The 12,825-nt window shown below is 47.8% G+C and carries 15 protein-coding genes and 3 tRNA genes; 9 read left to right on the top strand and 9 right to left on the bottom strand.

From position 1 onward, the window contains the following. Positions 1-5: 5 nt before the first annotated feature. Positions 6-1,751 carry a glycine--tRNA ligase gene (gene glyS / locus IMZ38_RS03695; RefSeq protein ID WP_193436804.1) on the bottom strand — a complete coding sequence of 582 codons (1,746 nt, stop codon included), beginning with the start codon at positions 1,749-1,751 and terminating at the stop codon, positions 6-8. A gap of 73 nt (positions 1,752-1,824) precedes the next feature. Here glyS and speB point away from each other — a divergent pair, with 73 nt between their 5' ends. After that, positions 1,825-2,712, top strand: coding sequence for an agmatinase (gene speB / locus IMZ38_RS03690; protein WP_193436803.1), 888 nt, complete (start codon positions 1,825-1,827; stop codon positions 2,710-2,712). On the opposite strand, the gene IMZ38_RS03685 is transcribed toward speB, so the two are convergent. Then, the gene (locus IMZ38_RS03685) at positions 2,705-2,854 is read right to left on the bottom strand and encodes a TFIIB-type zinc ribbon-containing protein (protein WP_193436802.1); all 150 of its coding nucleotides are present in this window, start codon (positions 2,852-2,854) and stop codon (positions 2,705-2,707) included. The two genes, speB and IMZ38_RS03685, sit on opposite strands and share 8 nt — an antisense overlap. Before the next feature lie 102 nt (positions 2,855-2,956). Between IMZ38_RS03685 and yciH the strand changes: the two genes are divergently transcribed. Then, the gene (gene yciH / locus IMZ38_RS03680; protein ID WP_052891824.1) at positions 2,957-3,274 is read left to right on the top strand and encodes a translation initiation factor; all 318 of its coding nucleotides are present in this window, start codon (positions 2,957-2,959) and stop codon (positions 3,272-3,274) included. A 7-nt stretch (positions 3,275-3,281) separates the two neighbouring features. Here the strand turns inward: yciH and IMZ38_RS03675 are convergent, their stop codons facing one another. After that, positions 3,282-4,232, bottom strand: a complete 951-nt coding sequence (locus tag IMZ38_RS03675) for a transcription initiation factor IIB (RefSeq protein WP_193436801.1) — start codon at positions 4,230-4,232, stop codon at positions 3,282-3,284. 146 nt (positions 4,233-4,378) lie between these two features. On the opposite strand from IMZ38_RS03675, the gene IMZ38_RS03670 reads away from it, so the two are divergent. The 4 genes from IMZ38_RS03670 (at position 4,379) to IMZ38_RS03655 (ending at position 7,628) form a co-directional block, all read left to right on the top strand. Further along, positions 4,379-4,465, top strand: a tRNA-Gln gene (locus IMZ38_RS03670). 52 nt (positions 4,466-4,517) lie between these two features. After that, positions 4,518-5,234 (top strand): alanyl-tRNA editing protein AlaXM, encoded by a 717-nt coding sequence (gene alaXM / locus IMZ38_RS03665; protein WP_193436800.1) that lies wholly within the window; start codon positions 4,518-4,520, stop codon positions 5,232-5,234. An 8-nt stretch (positions 5,235-5,242) separates the two neighbouring features. Then, a complete protein-coding gene (locus tag IMZ38_RS03660; protein ID WP_193436799.1) occupies positions 5,243-6,241 on the top strand; it encodes an aldo/keto reductase in 999 nt (332 codons plus the stop codon). A 1-nt stretch (position 6,242) separates the two neighbouring features. After that, a complete protein-coding gene (locus IMZ38_RS03655) occupies positions 6,243-7,628 on the top strand; it encodes a hypothetical protein (protein WP_193436798.1) in 1,386 nt (461 codons plus the stop codon). On the opposite strand, the gene IMZ38_RS03650 is transcribed toward IMZ38_RS03655, so the two are convergent. Beyond that, positions 7,555-8,109: a phosphoribosyltransferase gene (locus tag IMZ38_RS03650; RefSeq protein WP_193436797.1), complete on the bottom strand. Its 555-nt coding sequence runs from the start codon at positions 8,107-8,109 to the stop codon at positions 7,555-7,557. The two genes, IMZ38_RS03655 and IMZ38_RS03650, sit on opposite strands and share 74 nt — an antisense overlap. Positions 8,110-8,170: 61 nt before the next feature. Here IMZ38_RS03650 and IMZ38_RS03645 point away from each other — a divergent pair, with 61 nt between their 5' ends. The 3 genes from IMZ38_RS03645 to IMZ38_RS03635 all read left to right on the top strand — a co-directional run bounded on the left by IMZ38_RS03645 (position 8,171) and on the right by IMZ38_RS03635 (position 10,862). After that, positions 8,171-9,775, top strand: coding sequence for a CTP synthase (locus tag IMZ38_RS03645; RefSeq protein ID WP_193436796.1), 1,605 nt, complete (start codon positions 8,171-8,173; stop codon positions 9,773-9,775). Between the two features lie 139 nt (positions 9,776-9,914). After that, positions 9,915-10,022: transfer RNA gene (locus tag IMZ38_RS03640), tRNA-Ser, on the top strand. A gap of 186 nt (positions 10,023-10,208) precedes the next feature. After that, positions 10,209-10,862, top strand: coding sequence for a hypothetical protein (locus tag IMZ38_RS03635; RefSeq protein ID WP_193436795.1), 654 nt, complete (start codon positions 10,209-10,211; stop codon positions 10,860-10,862). A 108-nt stretch (positions 10,863-10,970) separates the two neighbouring features. Here IMZ38_RS03635 and IMZ38_RS03630 read toward each other — a convergent pair. The 5 genes from IMZ38_RS03630 to IMZ38_RS03610 form a co-directional block, all read right to left on the bottom strand. After that, positions 10,971-11,055 (bottom strand) — tRNA-Leu (locus IMZ38_RS03630). A gap of 57 nt (positions 11,056-11,112) precedes the next feature. Continuing rightward, on the bottom strand, positions 11,113-11,319 hold the full coding sequence (locus IMZ38_RS03625; protein WP_193436794.1) for a 30S ribosomal protein S27e: 207 nt from the start codon (positions 11,317-11,319) through the stop codon (positions 11,113-11,115). A 2-nt stretch (positions 11,320-11,321) separates the two neighbouring features. Next, entirely contained in the window at positions 11,322-11,609 is a 288-nt protein-coding gene (locus IMZ38_RS03620; protein WP_013130023.1) for a 50S ribosomal protein L44e, read from the bottom strand. A 51-nt stretch (positions 11,610-11,660) separates the two neighbouring features. Further along, entirely contained in the window at positions 11,661-12,167 is a 507-nt protein-coding gene (locus tag IMZ38_RS03615; RefSeq protein WP_193436793.1) for a CDP-archaeol synthase, read from the bottom strand. A 1-nt stretch (position 12,168) separates the two neighbouring features. Beyond that, positions 12,169-12,786: an AAA family ATPase gene (locus IMZ38_RS03610; protein ID WP_193436792.1), complete on the bottom strand. Its 618-nt coding sequence runs from the start codon at positions 12,784-12,786 to the stop codon at positions 12,169-12,171. Positions 12,787-12,825: the final 39 nt, after the last annotated feature.

The raw sequence follows: 12,825 nt of genomic DNA, 5'->3' as shown, positions 1-12,825 counted from the left end.
GCTGGTTAAAAAACAGTGATCCCAAGCTTCTCGGCCAGGTGTTTCTTCAAGTCGTTTAAATGAACTCTCTCTTGCTGAGTAGTATCCCTGTCCCTCACTGTTACAGTGTTGTCTTCAATGCTCTGGTAGTCCACAGTTATCGCCAAGGGAACTCCTATCTCATCAACCCTTGCATACCTCCTCCCAATACTGCCGTCGTCGTCGTAAATACAGTTGAAGCCTGCCCTGACGAGATCCCAGTATACTTTCCTCGCTAACTCCACGATTTTCTTATGTTCGGGTCTCGAACCAGTCACCAACGGGAAAACCGCTACATGGTATGGAGCTATTTGCGGTGGGAGGGTTAGAACGGTTTTCTCCTCCCTTATCTTGAGGTTGTTTTCCAGCACAACGTAGAGAAGCCTTTCCAGACCGAACGATGGTTCAACCACATGGGGGATTATCTTGACTCCGTGGATTTTCTCAACCTCCTCTTTAAACGTGAAGAACTCCTTGCCCAGCCTTGAACCATTAACCTCTATGAAGCCTGCCTTCTCAAGCTCCTCGTAAAGTTCTGAAGGCCGCTTCTCTGACAGCTTCTTCATGAACTCGGAGTACTTGTCTCCGAAGGCTTCACGTATTTTTGAAACGTTTGGAAAAGCCTTTCTCACCGTCTTCTCCATAGGCTTCTCGAACCGTTTGAAAAAGGTTAGGTCTGCATTACTGAACATTATGTGTCTCTCCAGGTCGTACGTGGTCCTGTAGGCGTAGCCTGCTACCTCGATCCACCCATACTTCTCGGTCTTAACCTCCTGGTCAAATGTTTGCGCAGAGTAGTGTGCTCTCTCTTTTGGAAGCTTCTCGATAAACCTTGTTCTCGCGGGATCTATTCCAATATCCCTTAGGAACCTGCTTCCAACACCCATCCATAAAGCAAGCCATGGAGTCTTCACTACGCCGTTTTCTATAAGCTCTCTAACAGTGTACGTCCTAGGTTCCGAAACCCCTTTCTCCCTGTCCTCCGCTGTCAGAACATTCAGTTTTTCATCAAGGATGTCTTGAGACAGGTATTCGCGAATATCCTCGGCAACGGTTTCAGGGTCGAAAAAGAACTCTATCTCCATAATGGTGAACTCTCTCAGCCTGAGTAAGCCCTGCCTCGGCGATATCTCATTCCTCGCAACCCTCCCCACCTGAGCAATGCCTAAAGGTAGCTTATTCCTGGTTATTCTTAGAACATTAGCGAAATTCACGAACATGCCCTGGGCGTTCTCCGGCCTTAAATAACCCAGTGAGCCCTTGTAGGGTCCTATCTCTGTTTTAAACAGTAGAAGCGTGTAAGAGGGCTCGGCCAGCTCTCCATTACATACTGGGCATTTAACGTTTCTCTCGACAATAATCTTTTTGTATTCCTCAGGAGACAACCCCTCTGCTTCTACCCCGAGAACCTCCTTGAGAAGATGGTCAACCCTGTAGATCCTTCCACACTTTAAACACTCGGTAACCGGGTCTGTGAAGCTTTCCTCGTGCCCGCTGGCCTTGAATACGACTCTAGGATTAATAATAGGGGTCTCCACTTCCACAACCATGTCGTTTGAGTAGACGAAATGCTTCAGCCATAAATCCTGGATCCTCCTCTTAAGTAAAACACCGAGAGGGCCGTAATCGTAGAAACCGGCAACTCCCCCGTATATTTCGAAAGAACCCCAGAAGAAGCCTCTTCTCCTTGCAAGATCCATTACTGCGTCATAAATCTCTTCACTACTGCTCACTAAACCCCCCTCTAATTACGGAATGATAATTTAATTAACTTTATATAAGCATTTATAGCAGGCGGTGTTTGAAATGGGAGTGTTAGAGCTGCTGGCACAGGAAACCATTAGCTTCGCATGCCTTCCAAAGGCTCATTCAGGGTGGAGCCTGCTAGGAATTCCTTTCGACTCTACCACTACCTATAAGCCGGGAACCCGTTTCGCGCCCGATGCTGTGAGGTCTACATCCTGCAACCTTGAATTCTACAGCATCTTAACAGGGCTGATCCTTGAGGATGAGAGGATCAATGATATTGGAAACCTGGTTCTTCCACCAGGAGACGTTAAAGAGGGTTTGAGAATAATCGAGGATGCTGCGAGAGAGATTCGAAGCCTTTACCCGAATACCCTCCCAATATTCATAGGGGGAGAACACCTTATCACATACCCTATAATGAAAGCGTTCGGCAAAGACGTTGACACGCTAGTGGTTTTCGACGCCCACCTGGATCTTAGGAACGAGTATTTAAACTCGAGATACAACCATGCAACCTTCCTAAGAAGAGTTGTTGAAGAATTGGATTTAAACGTACTGCACATCGGGTCGAGAGCTTATAGTAAGGATGAGCTCGACTATGTAAGAGCTTCCGGGTTGAGAATGCTAAACATCCTGGACTTGAAGGATCTGGAAACGGTGAGTAAGGAGTTTAAAAACCTTGGCCGAACCTATATCAGCCTGGACATCGATGTTGTAGACCCAGCCTACGCTCCAGGGGTTGGAAACCCTGAGCCGCTAGGCATGGACCCCTTCACACTTCTACGAGTTATCAAGAAAATATTCGAGTCCGGAAGCAGGGTGATGGGCTTCGACCTGGTCGAGGTTAACCCGTTAGTGGACGTTAACGATGTTACAAGCGCGCTGGCCGGGAAAATCATCCTAGAAGTAATGGCGATGGATAAATCTATTAGAATTGCTAAATAGCTTTGACAAGCCTGTAAGGCTTAGCCAATTTATAAACTATCTCGTAGGTGCACCTGGGACACTTGACCTTGCCTCTGCCGAAAACCTTCATCTCCTCCGGGTCGAACACGTGGCCGCATCTACCACATCTGTATTTTACCATAGCCTCACCCAACCTAATCCAAGCCGTTATCCTAATTATAAATTTTTAAGGGAGTGCTAGATAATTATTATAGACACAAACAGGTACAGGTTGGATATGGTGATGTATTCGAGCCTGGACGAGTCTCTCTGCGGTGGACTTCCTCCGGAGCTGTGCGAGCAGCTATCCATAGAGCAACAGGTTATCAAGATAAGGCTTGACGAGAGGAAGTTTGGCAAGGAAGTAACAATAATAGAAGGGCTTCCAGACGATAAGAATCTTTTAAAACAAATCGCTAAAACCCTTAAGACAAAGCTAGCTACTGGCGGAACCTTCAAAGAAGGCAGGATCGAGCTTCAAGGAGATCATAGGCACAAGGTTAAACAAATATTGATTGACGAGTTTGGCTTCCAGCCTGAAAACATTTTGATACTGGACTAGCCCGCTATCAAACAGCGTTTGCGTCTAAACCAAAAATTTTCGCCAGCTCCTTATACCTGTTCCTCACCGTTACCTCAGTAACTCCTGCGACATGGGCTACCTCTTTCTGAGTCCTCTTCTCGCCAACCTCCAGGGCTGCCACGTAAACAGCCGCAGCCGCAAGCCCAGCGGGATCCTTGCCCCCTGTGACCCCGTGCTCCCTTGCCACGTTTAAGAGCTCGACAGCTCTCTTAACAACAGTGCCCGGCAACCCTAGTGCGTGAACTATTCTAGGAACGTAGTCGACAGGGTCGGTGGTGCCTACTTTAATATCCAGCTCCCTGAGAAGTAGCCTGTAGCATCTTGCAATATCCTTCCTCCCTATACGGGTATGCCTTGACACTTCATCAAGCGATCTCGGAACCTTCAGCTCCCTGCACGCAACGTAAACAGCTGCAGCTATCACGCTCTCAATGCTTCTCCCCCTTACAAGCCCTTTCTCAACCGCCTCCCTGTATATTCTAGCAGCTTCCTCCTTAACGTGTGATGGAAGGTTCAACAAGTCTCCCAGTCTCTCCAGCTCGTTCATTGCCTGCGCCAAATTCCTATCCATGCTTGTGAGTATCCTCGTCCTAGCCTGCCACTTCCTAAGCTTTATCAACTCCTGCCTCTTACCCATAAGCTTCCTGCCCGCAGCATCCTTGTTAGAGTAGTCGATAGCGGTTGCAAACCCCATGTCGTGAACAGTAGTGGTTAATGGTCCTCCAGTCCTAGCTCTCCTACCCCGCTCCTCCGGGGTGAAGGCCCTCCACTCCGGCCTCTCATCTATTATTTTCTCCTCAACAACCTCGCCTGTTTCCAGGCAAACATACTCCCCGTGCTCACTATCGTACACTAGTTTCTCATGCGGGCACGGTGGCTTCGGCTTCGACTCCTTGCCTGTTTCTACAGAAGTATTCTCAACATGGGTATCCTCCATAAGGAAACACCAGCCTTTAAATCTTTGAAATAATCCCCTTATAAATTTTTAGAAATACTTAAAAAATGCCTCGTTGAAAAAGTTTTTAAATCAGCCTCCTAAGTAATGAAGGTTAAAAATCCCTCTGGAAATATACTTCTATTGATAGCCGGGTCGTCTAGCGGCCAAGGATGCGGGGCTTTGGTCCGCTCGGAAGATACCCCGCGACCGGGGTTCGAATCCCCGCCCGGCTATTATTAAGTTAAATATTCTCCGGCGAGATAATAACTCACAGTGGTGCAGAGTTTGACGGAACTGGTTTACCAGCATGATTCTTATCTGAGAGAGTTGGAGGCCACAGTCCTCAAGACTCTTCCAAACAAGCTCATCCTGGATAAGACAATCTTTCATCCCAAGAGCGGTGGTGTTGATAATGACACGGGATGGGTTGTTCTCAAAGGGCTTGAAATCCCAGTGGTAAACGTATATTATGACAAGGATTCAGGATTATTGATCCACGAGCTTGAAAAAGGAGTGGATGCTCCCGTAGGAGTCAAGGTGTGGTTGAAGCTTAACTGGAATAGGCGATACAGGTTGATGAGGCTTCACACAGCTGCACACATATTATCGGCTATAATGTACAGAGACTACAACGCCCTTATAACCGGCGGAAACATCTCCGAGGAATACGGGTACGATGACTACAGCATGGAGGTTTTTGACAGAGAAGCATTCCTAAAGGCTGTTGAAAAAGCGAACGAGATTGTTAAACAGGCTCTGGAGGTAAGAATCTACTGGCTACCACGAGAGGATGCGCTGAAGATACCTGGCGTGGTGAAGCTGGCTGCTAAAATGCCGCCCTCCGTGGATAGGCTTAGAATAGTTGAGATACCTGGGGTTGACGTGCAGGCAGATGGCGGTCCTCACGTGAGGAATACGTTGGAGATAGGTGAGATCGTTCTCCTAAGGATTGAGAACAAGGGGAAGAATAAGAAGAGGATTTACTTCACCGTGCAACCCTAGGTGGTTTTATGGCATTGATCGAGCTGAAGCATGCAGGGCTGAAGGTCAGCAGGCTCGGTCTTGGAACATGGCAGTTTTCATCAAAACTGTGGGGTACAAGCCTGTCCACGATGCAGGTTTCACTGCTCTTAAGCACGGCTATGGCACACGGTATAAACCTGATCGATACTGCTGAAATATATGGGAATGGGAGATCGGAGAGGCTGCTCGGCGAAGCTGTTCTCAGACTCAACGCCCGGGAAGAGTTCGTAGTGGTAACGAAAATCGCGGGATTCCGCAAACCTGCTTTCGAAGAGTTCCTGAAAGCATTTAAAAACAGCCATAAGAGGCTGGGGTTTAAACCGGATATAGTTCTCCACCACTGGCCTCCTCGGAAAAAGGATGAAATATGCCGTGTTGTCAACGCTCTTGAATCCCTTGTGACCCAGGGCTACGTTACTGCTTACGGGCTGTCAAACTACGGGTTGAAGGAGCTGGAGGAAGCGTTAAGCTGTACTAAGAGAGTAGAGCCTGTTGCCAACCAGCTACAGTACAGCCTCGCGTACAGATTGGTGGAGAACGAGCTCCTCGACTACATGAGAAGAAACAATATAGCCTTATTAGCGTGGAGCCCTCTCGCTAAAGGAGCCCTAGCCGGTTTAACAAGGGCTAAGACGTTTGCCCAGAGAGTGGACAGCGTGTTTAAAACCGCTTCAGAAGACAGGGAGCTTCAAGACCCGTTGAACCAGGCGGCTGTGAAGCACGGCGCACCTAAATCAGCCGTAGCCTTAGCATGGTTGATTAACAAGGGCGCAATACCCATTGTCGGAACCACTAATCCTGCAAGAATTACAGAGTATGCTAAGGCTTTATCAATAAGTCTTGACAGCGAAGACATGGAGTTGCTTGATAAGTCCTCTGAGAAATACGTGAAGCACTGGGGTTTAATCTATAGGCAGCCCACCCCTTTCGCGTCAATGCCCCGCAGACTCCAGAGACTGCTCGTCGCCCTGATGCGGGGAATATAGCTTGAGAATACGGGTAACCCGTCACGTAGCACTTCTAGTCATCATTATTGGAGCGGGGCTGATAGTCAGGCTTTCCCTAGCTCCATACACGAGCGGTAGCGACATAGCCCAGTTCGCAGGCTTCGCTGATACTTTCCTATCTAAAACCCTTTGCTTTTTCAAATACTCCAGTACAGGATCGCACATAGGTGAAAACTGGCCGTATCCATGGCCATACCCGTACGGCCCCATCCTAGTAATTCTCTTATCAGTCCCGAGAATGCTTGCGCCGACACCTGTAGCCCATTTCTGGAAGGCAGGAGTATACCATGTGTACGTCCCAGTGGACTGGATCATCGCTTCTAAATCAGTTTTCATACTATTCGATACCTTATCGGCGTTAACCATTTACCTTATTGTTAAGCAACTATCTCCTCGGAAGGCACTGTTAGCAACAGGTTTTTACTACTTAAACCCTGCTACAATCTACATCTCATCAATATACGGAATGTTCGACGCGGTAGCGTTCTTTCCTCAAGCATTATCCATTCTCCTTCTTCTAAAACGGGGCATCGACTCTGTTAGAGACACTGTTATAGTGTCTGCTCTCGCAGGTCTCTCCGTCGCAGTAAAGCCTAACGTTATTTTGCCAGCACTTGTCATTGCAGCTTACGCTTGCAGACCTTTCCTTAAAGAGGTGAAGAGGGTGGTTGCCGGGGTTTTAGGCTTCGCAACCGGCTTGCTTATTACTTACATGCCCTTCGAGCTCTTCTGTCCTGGAAGCTTAATTATATACTACCAGGCTTTGAAAAACACTGGTACACCAGGATACACACCGCCTCTCTGCTACAGTTTCAACGGGTTCTCAAGCCTTGCAACCTATATGAATTCGAAAACAGGCGGAGACTTCACCTGGGTGACGTCGAACTGGTGGATCCCTGTTCTCATCCTATTCACTCTCCTCTTCTTGAAGCTGTTTAAAGAACAGTTCAGCATGGAGTCCGCGCTAGAGAATTTTTACATCTCATACTTGATATTTCTAACCACCTACTGGAGGGTTAATTATCAATACTTCGCCCCGATGATGGGTTTCACCAGCATGTACTTTGTCATAGACCGCTTCAATACTTACAGGAGGGGTTTGTCGATAATATACTCAATCTTCGTGATTATATGGTTCTTCATGTTTCCGGTGAGCTGGTGGGGGCATGCTCACATAGAGAACCCCAACTACTGGGTTATCAGCCTGCTGGATTCAATCTCCCTAATGGTTTTCGCCGAGGAAGCCTACTTACTGTACAGTATTTTACTGACTCTTCTCGGCTACGTCGTGCTCACGGCTTTCTTTCTGCCCTTGAAGCAGGAGTGCAATGGTCAAGTATCGAGGGATCCTCTAAATCCGGGGTAATGTCTAAGCCTTCCCTCACCGTTTCACATATCTCCCATGGAAACACAACCCACTTGTCAACTACTTCATAGTAGTAGTCAGGCTTAAGCGGGCTCCATGGCTTGACGAAGATGGCCAGGGACTTCAACCCTGAGTAATTGTATTTTGACAGTAAATCTACTACAGTGTTTATTGTTCTCCCAGACTCTATGACGTCGTCAACGATGAGGATTTTCTTATAGTCAAGCCTGGGAAGAGCCGTGAAAGTCACGAACGGCTTCTCCCCCCTCTTGTCAATCCCCTTGTAGAATTTCACGCCCACATAGCCTATCTCATCAATACCTAGTATGTCGCCAATTATTCTCGCAGGTATCAGCCCTCCCTTGACAATCGACACTATCGTGTCAGGGCTGTACTCCTCGAGAACTCTTTTCGCCAAGATAGACAAGGCTTTATGTATCTCTAACCAGCCAATATACCTGTACTTAATGTTGGAGACCATGGATTACTTTATGGAGGAGTAGATTTATAAATCAAGAATTTTCATAGATTCTCATGGGCGCATGACCAAGTATGTTTTCATAACAGGAGGCGTTCTATCAGGCCTCGGGAAAGGTATAACCACAGCCTCCATAGGCTTACTCCTGAAAGATGCTGGCTACACTGTTACCGCTGTGAAAATAGACCCCTATCTGAACGTTGACGCTGGAACAATGAATCCTTACATGCACGGCGAGGTATTCGTCACCTATGACGGTGGTGAAACAGACCTCGACCTAGGGCATTACGAGCGCTTTCTCAACACCGACTTGTCTAGAAACAACAACATAACATCTGGTCAAATATACTTCAGCGTCCTGGAGAAAGAGAGGAGAGGGGATTACCTGGGGCAGTGTGTCCAAGTTATCCCGCACGTGACTAACGAGATTAAGGATAGGATTAGAAGGATTGCGAAGGACTCGGGGTCTGAAATAGTTCTAGTCGAGGTAGGCGGCACGGTGGGAGATATTGAGGGTCTCCCATTCCTTGAAGCGATTAGGCAGCTCCGCGTCGAGGAAGGAGTGGCCAACACTATGTTCATTCACGTGGCACTAGCCCCGGTCCTTCCTAGCGGCGAGGTTAAGACGAAGCCTGTTCAACACAGTATTCAAGAACTGAGGAGAATAGGTATCCAGCCAGACGCCATAATAGTTAGATCGCTAACCTATCTCGACGATGATGCGAGGTATAAGATAGCCTTATACGGTAACGTGCCCTTGAACGCTGTGTTCAGCAGTCCCGACGTGGACTTCATCTACAAGGTTCCCTTAATCCTTCACCAGCAAGGTGTTGCAGACTATGTGTTAAACAGGCTGGGATTGTCTAAGAAGAGAGAGATCAGGCTTGATGAGTGGAAAGGGTTTATTAAAAACTATGAGGAATCAGCTAAGCCTGTGAAAATAGCCCTTATCGGAAAATACACTAAGGTTCGAGACAGCTACATCAGCATAGTGGAGGCCCTGAGACACGCTGCTGTCTGGGAAAAAGTCAGGCTAGTTCTAAACTGGTATGAGGCAACCGAGATTGAGCAGGGCATGCAAAACCCTGAGGAATTACTCGAGAATGATGGAGCCATCCTTCTCCCAGGATTTGGGAGAAGGGGGAGTGAAGGTAAGATCAAGGCTATAAAACTGCTCCGGGAGAGCGGTAAGCCAGTTCTGGGCATCTGCTTCGGCATGCAGTTAATGGTTGTGGAAGCAGCCAGGAACGTGCTAGGATTAACAGGTGCTAACAGCACCGAGCTGGACCCGGCGACTCCCTATCCTGTGATAGATTTGCTTCCAAGCCAGAGAAACATTTCAAGCATGGGGGGAACCCTTAGACTTGGTGATAAGAAGATAGTGATAGTGAAGAATACGAGGGCGTGGGAGGTTTACAACGCGCCCGAAGTCTATGAGAGGCACAGGCACAGGTACGGGGTAAACCCGAGGTATGTCGAGGTTTTGGAGAGGGCGGGGTTGAAAGTCAGTGGCTGGAGCGAGGAAGGCTTCGCCGAGATAATTGAGCTAGCGGATAACAAAGTGTTCTACTTTGGAACACAGGCACATCCTGAGTTTAAAAGCAGACCGCTCAGGCCCAGCCCCGTGTACAAATACTTCGTTAAGCAGGCGATCCAGGGTTACAGGTAAAAAATATTTGCCTTTCAAAACATTGTTAAAAACATACCCGATGATGAGCCGTCAGGCGTCTAGCCGAACGGTGAAGAAACCTCCGGCTTTGAGGGGCTTTTAAACATTATAAAAGCCCTACACAATACTATTTAGATCGGCCGGGGTGCCCGAGCGGTCTAAGGGGGTGGGCTCGAGACTTTCCGGCTTCTCCCGGGAGACCCACTGCCCCCTGCGGGGCGCGCGGGTTCGAATCCCGCCCCCGGCGTTAAGTTTTTCATGCCTGTTCTTCAACAATGTTTAAATATTTGTGGGGATAAAGTTAATGTATAAAAGTGGGGTTGGAAATGCGTATTTTTTATACGCGTATAGAGTGTATGGGGAAAACTCGTATTCACGGAGAATGTAGGAGTTTCAAATCCTTCCCACAAATAAATCCTGTGTAGGTGGTTATATGGTTGAACTCACCGGTGAACTACTCCTACAGGTGGTTATTGCCGCGGGGGTTCTGGCCGCAGTAGCTCTTGGATTGTTTACATATCTTATACTTGTAATAAAGCGAGTGTATAAGAGTATTGAAGATTTCAAAGGAATAAGGATTATAGAGAACCTTGACAGGGCTAGGAGAGTGGAGGTTGAAATACCGGGATTACTTGGCAGGATAAGCATTCCTTATGAAAAGCTCCCCGACTTCCTCAAAACAATCGGGATCCCTCCATGGATAGTTACTGGGCAGGTGGTCTCCGTTGAACAGAAACCAGCCAATCGTGACGAACGCGTTTTAAAAATATATGAGAAACTATCTGGGTTAGAGTTCTCCAGGGAAACGGGGAAGGTTAAATGCCCTGAGCACGGCTGGCAAGATTTTACGATTGATGAGGAAGGAAGACTCTTATGCAGTGCTGGAAACCATGTGCTATACGATCCTGTTCAAAAGCTTGCTGAGAAGGAAAAAGAGGTTGCAGAGCTGAAAGCGCAGTTGGAGAGGTTGAAGCAGGAGGTTGAAGAGCTTAAGCAAGCTGCTCAGCAGAAACCCGGCAAGGGTAGGAAAGAAGCTTCCACCGGGAAGGCCCCCTCCCGTGAAACCCCTCCCCAGGAGCAGCAATAGCTTGTTATACCCCTAACTTTTTATCATTTCTTTATTAATATAGCGCATAATTGATTATTATCCCACTATGATAATTTCAAATTCCTGGGCTAGAACGATTTAGAAGAGTGCGGGGGGTGGGATTTGAACCCACGCAGGCCTACGCCATCGGGTCCTAAGCCCGACCCCTTTGACCAAGCTCGGGCACCCCCGCATCATTTTGATTGGATAATTCAGGAGTTAATTTAAACTTAACCCAGAAAAGAATAGGTTAGCCTAGTTCCGCAACGATTTCCGACTTATCCTTGAGCACTAGGGCTCTTCCACCAGTGGGTTTCACAAGCTGTGTTCCACAGACCTTGCATCTCGTGGGGAAAGATGCGTGGCTGAAAACAATGTTTTCAGCGCCGCAGGTTTTACATATTACCTTGTAGAAGCGGCTTCGAGGCTGAGGTATGAGTAGTTTCCTCTTCCTCATACCTACTTACCCACCTCTACCAGCTCAGCCTTCTTCAACCTTATACCCTCGGTGTGGAAGGTATATCCGCACTTGGTGCATTTAAGCTTTAACACGGTCTTCTTAGTTACCTTGGCGAAACGCTTCTGCTCAGGCTTCCTTTTTGAGCCGTAGCCTTTCTTCTTCCTAGCATACCTTCTCTCTCCCTCGGCAAGGCTCCTTCTCTTACCGTGCTTGTAGATCGCTACTGAGTGGTCGGTGTGTGTCCTGCACTTGGGGCAGTATGTCGTTATTACCTTCGGTATCCTCATTCGTAAACACCTTCAATTAACTCCTTTAACGTGAAAATCCTATTAAAAATATTACCATCTCCTATCCTTCAAACCCATGTAGTAAGCCAAGTTGTTCGCGGCAACATGGAGAAGCAATATGAGCAGGAAGGTTGAAATAATGTAGCCAGGGTTTTCCGCGAACTCCTCAAAACCTACTGCAAGGTAGAAGAGCGTGGAGAATGTTACGAAGTCAAGCTGGTCGACCACCGGGAGCGGGTCGCCGGGTTTGATCCCCAGCCTCCTTTTAAGGAAAGCCCCTGCTAAATCCCCTAAAAGCCCGAAGAGGCCTGCAAGCCCCCCGATAATGTAGAAGGGGTTGTCGAAAACAATAGAGATGAGCGAGCTCGCTACGAAAGCATAGGTAACACCTATGAGCAAACCCTCCCAGGTCTTGTTCGACCCGAGCAGAGGTCTCCTGTCGACGAAGGCTCTACCGGAGTCTATTCGAAACACGCCTTTAACAAGTACTGGAGTCCCGTTAGCAACCATTACTGGGATGTAGAATTTCACCAGCCAGTACACATACTCCTCTATCATGCTACACCCACACTGCTCCCTTCTCATTTATTTCAAAGTAATTAACCAGGGGCACCTTATATTTTGGCTTGACAAGTTTGACAAACCTTTTATCCCTTTCAAACCCTACTTGAAACACCGTGTCGAAATAGTATTCCAAGAGGCTCATGCCGGAGGCTTCAACATCATCCTCTCCAGCCCGAACCTGTGCTGACGCCAATACTTTAAAACCCTTCTGCACGCTCATGCTTCTTAAAAAACCCAGTGAAAAAGTGAACTTTGCTAGGGAAGACTCCTCGTATGCAACCGCCCTGTAGAGAGAGTTGATGCTGTCTACGACCAGGATTCGAAAATCCATGTAGCTAAGCTGTAGGAACAGTTCCAGCAGCTTGTCAAGCTCGTGAACCTCTGCGAACAACGTGTTAGCATAGTTTTCAGCCTGCTTACCCACTTTCTCGTAGTGCAACGTTTCCTCAGTGGAAATGTAGAGGCAGGGGCCGTCCTCCCTGCACAAATCCCTTGTCAGGGTCAGCAAGATATTGGTTTTACCGGCTCCCGCTACCCCGTAGAACAAGCACATAGCGGACTTCGAAACCAGGTCGTGAATCCTTAATCCCCTGCTCCTTATCGCAATCCCCAATAGATATTATAAGCCGGGGAATATTAACCATTATAATGG

It is taken from the genome of Thermosphaera aggregans, assembly GCF_014962245.1.
GTDB classification, from domain to species: Archaea; Thermoproteota; Thermoprotei_A; order Sulfolobales; family Desulfurococcaceae; genus Thermosphaera; species Thermosphaera chiliense.
Note: the sequence above shows the minus strand (reverse complement) of the source record. Positions and strands in the feature narration are given on the sequence as shown.

What these genes read in the sequence shown, in the direction of transcription:
- IMZ38_RS03635 (WP_193436795.1), top strand. Translation starts at nt 10,209, where the DNA reads ATGGTTGAACTCACCGGTGAACTACTCCTACAGGTGGTTATTGCCGCG.
- IMZ38_RS03685 (WP_193436802.1), bottom strand. Translation starts at nt 2,854, where the DNA reads ATGGTAAAATACAGATGTGGTAGATGCGGCCACGTGTTCGACCCGGAG.
- IMZ38_RS03620 (WP_013130023.1), bottom strand. Translation starts at nt 11,609, where the DNA reads ATGAGGATACCGAAGGTAATAACGACATACTGCCCCAAGTGCAGGACA.
- IMZ38_RS03660 (WP_193436799.1), top strand. Translation starts at nt 5,243, where the DNA reads ATGGCATTGATCGAGCTGAAGCATGCAGGGCTGAAGGTCAGCAGGCTC.
- yciH (WP_052891824.1), top strand. Translation starts at nt 2,957, where the DNA reads ATGTATTCGAGCCTGGACGAGTCTCTCTGCGGTGGACTTCCTCCGGAG.
- speB (WP_193436803.1), top strand. Translation starts at nt 1,825, where the DNA reads ATGGGAGTGTTAGAGCTGCTGGCACAGGAAACCATTAGCTTCGCATGC.
- IMZ38_RS03675 (WP_193436801.1), bottom strand. Translation starts at nt 4,232, where the DNA reads ATGGAGGATACCCATGTTGAGAATACTTCTGTAGAAACAGGCAAGGAG.
- IMZ38_RS03625 (WP_193436794.1), bottom strand. Translation starts at nt 11,319, where the DNA reads ATGAGGAAGAGGAAACTACTCATACCTCAGCCTCGAAGCCGCTTCTAC.
- IMZ38_RS03650 (WP_193436797.1), bottom strand. Translation starts at nt 8,109, where the DNA reads ATGGTCTCCAACATTAAGTACAGGTATATTGGCTGGTTAGAGATACAT.
- IMZ38_RS03615 (WP_193436793.1), bottom strand. Translation starts at nt 12,167, where the DNA reads ATGATAGAGGAGTATGTGTACTGGCTGGTGAAATTCTACATCCCAGTA.
- IMZ38_RS03645 (WP_193436796.1), top strand. Translation starts at nt 8,171, where the DNA reads ATGACCAAGTATGTTTTCATAACAGGAGGCGTTCTATCAGGCCTCGGG.